Source organism: Inquilinus limosus MP06 (assembly GCF_000767795.1).
GTDB classification, from domain to species: domain Bacteria; phylum Pseudomonadota; class Alphaproteobacteria; order DSM-16000; family Inquilinaceae; genus Inquilinus; species Inquilinus limosus_E.
Genome location: NZ_JANX01000587.1, coordinates 1 through 3,822 on the forward strand (window position 1 = coordinate 1; position 3,822 = coordinate 3,822).

The following is a 3,822-nucleotide window of genomic DNA, read 5'->3' on the forward strand; positions in this document are numbered from 1 at the left end:
GCCGTCAGCGCGGCCAGGACGCAAAGCGCTCGGCCGACCATGGGCCGAGAGCGCAATGTGCTGCCTCTCCCGCTTGCGAGGCTTTTTCGGAATTCGCCCTCTGAACCGACGTGTGTTTTCCACACTCCCCCTCCCCTTGCGGGAGGGGGTAGGAGGAGGGGGCTGTCGATGGCGAGAGCCGGCGCGGAAGTCTCAAGGATTTCTGCGGGGTCAGTGGCGACATGCAACACCGATTTGAACGGCTCGGCCAATACCCCTCCCCTACCCCCTCCCGCAAGGGGAGGGGGAGGATAAAAGGGGCCGGCGGGGCTAAACGGCGGTGTTCTGAAAAGGATTCGCTTGCGGGAGAGGCAAGACACCTTCGCTCATCACGCATCGACCCCATCCGATCGCCTTGGGCCACCCGATGCGCGGTCATGCGCTCAGGTCGTGGTTCACCAGCGGCAGGGTGCGGATGCGCTTGCCGGTGGCGGCGAAGACCGCGTTCAGCACCGCCGGGGCCGCGACCGCGATGGTCGGCTCCCCGACCCCGCCCCAGAAGCCGCCGGAGGGGATGATGATCGTCTCCACCGCCGGCATCTCGTCCATGCGCAGCACGTTGTAGGTGTCGAAGTTCTCCTGCTCCATGCGGCCGCCATTGACCGTGCACTCGCCGTAGAGGCAGGCCGACAGGCCGTAGACGAAGGACCCCTCGACCTGCCGCTCGATCTGCGCCGGGTTGACGGCATGGCCCGGATCGGTCGCGGCGATGATGCGGTGGATCCGGAGGCGCCCGTCGGTGACCGAGACCTCGGCCGCGGCCGCGACATAGCTGCCGAAGCCCATGATCTGGGCCAGGCCGCGATGCCGGCCCTCCGGCGGCGGGCTGCCCCAGCCGATCCGCTCCGCCGCCGCCTCCAGCACCGCCAGATGCTTCGGGTGGTTCGCCATCAGCTTGCGGCGGAAGGCGAGCGGGTCCTGCCCGGCGGCATGGGCCAGCTCGTCGATGAAGCACTCCAGGTAGACCGCGTTCTGGTTCAGGTTGACGCCGCGCCAGAAGCCCGGCGGCACCGGCGGGTTGCGCATGGCGTGGTCGACCAGCAGGTTCGGGACGGTGTAGCCGATCACCCCTTCCGCCCCGCTGCCGACCAGGCCCTGGAACACCACCGGGTCCATGCCGTTCTGCATGCCCTCGGGCCGCACCGCCGCCAGGATCGACTGGCCGGAGATCCGCATGTGCAGCGCCGTCAGGGTGCCGTCCGCATCGAGCACGCCGGTCAGCTTGCACTGGGTGGTGGGATGATACGCGCCGTGCAGCATGTCCTCTTCGCGCGACCACAGCAGCTTCACCGGCGTGCCGGGGATCTGCTTCGCGATGCGCACCGCCTGCCGCACATAGTCCTGGAAGTTGCCGCGCCGGCCGAAGCCGCCGCCGAGATGAATCTTGTACACCTCGCATTGCCGCACCGGCAGCTCGGCCGCCTCGGCCGCCGCCGCCAGGCTGGCCTCGCCGTTCTGGGTCGGCACCCAGACCTCGCAGCGCTCCGGCGTCCACAGCGCCGTGGCGTTCATCGGCTCCATGGTGGCGTGGTTCTGGAACGGGAAGGCGTAGACCCCCGTGACCGTCTTCGCCGCGCCGGCGATCGCCTTGCGCACATCGCCCGCCTGGTTGCCGATGAAGGCATCGTCCGCATCGAGCCCGGCGGCCAGCATCTCGGCGATCGAGGCGCTGCTGACGCCGGTGTTCGGCCCTTCGTCCCAGACGACCGGCAGGGCGTCCAGCGCGGTCTTGGCCCGCCACCAGGTATCGGCCACCACGGCCACGGAGGTGTCGTCGACCTGCACCACCTTGCGCACGCCGGGCATGCCGGCGACGGCGGCGGCATCGAAGCTCTTCAGCTTGCCGCCGAACACCGGGCAGGCCTTGATCGCGGCGTTCAGCATGCCGGGCCGGACGATGTCGGAACCGTAGACCTGCTTGCCGGTCAGCTTGTCCGCCGTGTCCAGCCGCGGCAGCGGCTTGCCGGCGATGGTCCAGTCCTTCGGGTCCTTCAGCCTGATGTCGGCCGGCGGCGTCAGCTGCGCGGCGGCGGTCGCCACCTTGCCGAAGGTGGTGCTGCGGCCGCTGGCGGCATGGGTGATCACGCCCTTGTCGACCGTGCAGTCGGCAGGCGTCACCTGCCATTCCGCCGCCGCGGCCGCGACCAGCATCTCGCGCGCCGCCGCCCCGCCCTTGCGGACATAGTCCTGGGATTCACGGATGCCGCGGCTGCCGCCGGTGGAGAAATTGCCCCAGATCCGGTCGCGGGCGACGTTCTCGCCCGGGGTCGGGTATTCGGTGGTGACGCGGGACCAGTCGCAGCCCAGCTCCTCCGCCACCAGCTGGGCCAGGCCGGTCAGCGTCCCCTGCCCCATCTCGGAGCGGGCGATGCGGATCACCACGGTCTCGTCCGGCCGGATCACCACCCAGGCGTTGACCTCCGGCACCGCCTCGGCGGCCAGGGCCTCGCCGGCGAAGGGCACGCGGAAGCCGAGCGACAGCCCGCCGATCGCGGCGGCGCCGCTGACGATGAAGCCGCGGCGCGAAAGGCTCTGCACGATCGTCATTCTCGCCTCCCTCAGCCGTTCTGGACCGGGCCGCCATTGGCGGCGGCCTGCTTGATCGCCGCCCGCACCCGGTTGTAGGTGCCGCAGCGGCAGATGTTGGTGATCTCGGTGGAGATATCGTCGTCGGTCGGGCTGCGGTTCTGCTGCAGCAGCGCCGCCGCGGCCATGATCATGCCGGCCTGGCAGTAGCCGCATTGCGGCACGTCCAGCGCCGCCCAGGCCTTCTGCACCGGGTGCGAGCCGTCGGGCGACAGCCCCTCGATGGTGATGATCTGCTGCTCCGGCGTGATCGCGCTGACCGGCATGGCGCAGGACCGGGTGGCGACGCCGTCGATATGCACGGTGCAGGCGCCGCACTGGGCGATGCCGCAGCCGTATTTGGTGCCGGTCAGGCCGATCTGCTCCCGCAGCACCCACAGGAGGGGCGTGTCGGGCTCGACGTCGACGCTGCGCTCGGTTCCATTGATCCTGAGGGTGAAGGCCATGGCTGCCTCGCGGTTGGGCTGGGTGGGGCCGGGTCGGTGTCACGCGGAGCGCGGGCACCGGGTGGGGACCGGTGCCCGCCCCCGCCTCAGCCCGGCTTCGCGTCCGAGGCCGGCGCCGGGGCCTGCGTGGTGGTCGGGGTGCTCTGCCCGGCCTTGGCATTGCGCTGGATGCAGCCGTCGCCCTGGGCCAGGGCGGTGCCGATGGTCGCCAGCAGGGCGAAGCCGGCCAGGACCGGAACGGGAATTCTGGTGATCACGTCACGTCTCCTGAAGTTGTTGCACGGGAAAAGCCTGGGCAGCGGCTGTCGCAGAACCTTGTCCGGCGGCCCCGGTCTTTGTCGCGAGCCGTCGCGGGACGGCCCGCTGACACGGTTTGATACAAAGTCCCGGCCGGCCGGCTCAGCGGCCGGACAGATGGGCGATGATCGCGGCGCGCTGCGCGGCATCGGTCAGGCGGGCCGTCATGCTGGTGCCGGGCACGGCGCCGCGCGGATCGGCCAGAAAACGGTCCAGCGACTGGGCGTCCCAGGTGATGCCGGACTCCTGCAGGGCCTTGGAATAGCGGGCGCCCTGGACGCTGCCGGCCTTGCGACCGACCACCCCGGCCAGGCTGGGGCCGGCCCGGTTCTGCCCGGCCTCGAGGCTGTGGCAGGTGCCGCAGCGGGTGCGGAAGGCGCGCTCGCCGCCGGCGGCATCCTGCGCCGCGGCAGGGGAAGGGGCGCCCAGAAGCGCCGCGAAGGCCAGCAGCAGG

Annotated in this window: 4 protein-coding genes; all 4 read right to left on the reverse strand. The window is 70.9% G+C overall.

Annotation, left to right across the window (positions count from 1 at the left end; genetic code table 11):
• Nucleotides 1–414: 414 nt before the first annotated feature.
• Nucleotides 415–2,586, reverse strand: coding sequence for a xanthine dehydrogenase family protein molybdopterin-binding subunit (locus tag P409_RS28935; RefSeq protein ID WP_034846578.1), 2,172 nt, complete (start codon nucleotides 2,584–2,586; stop codon nucleotides 415–417).
• An 11-nt stretch (nucleotides 2,587–2,597) separates the two neighbouring features.
• Nucleotides 2,598–3,071, reverse strand: a complete 474-nt coding sequence (locus tag P409_RS28940; protein WP_034846580.1) for a (2Fe-2S)-binding protein — start codon at nucleotides 3,069–3,071, stop codon at nucleotides 2,598–2,600.
• Nucleotides 3,072–3,157: 86 nt separating this feature from the next.
• A complete protein-coding gene (locus P409_RS39385; protein ID WP_161790492.1) occupies nucleotides 3,158–3,328 on the reverse strand; it encodes a hypothetical protein in 171 nt (56 codons plus the stop codon).
• A 142-nt stretch (nucleotides 3,329–3,470) separates the two neighbouring features.
• Nucleotides 3,471–3,822 (reverse strand): c-type cytochrome (locus P409_RS28945; RefSeq protein WP_034846582.1); only part of this gene is annotated, 352 nt, incomplete at its 5' end.

Bases quoted from the DNA above. Each gene is read 5' to 3' on its own strand.
- P409_RS28935 (WP_034846578.1), bottom strand. From the start codon at position 2,586: ATGACGATCGTGCAGAGCCTTTCGCGCCGCGGCTTCATCGTCAGCGGC.
- P409_RS28940 (WP_034846580.1), bottom strand. From the start codon at position 3,071: ATGGCCTTCACCCTCAGGATCAATGGAACCGAGCGCAGCGTCGACGTC.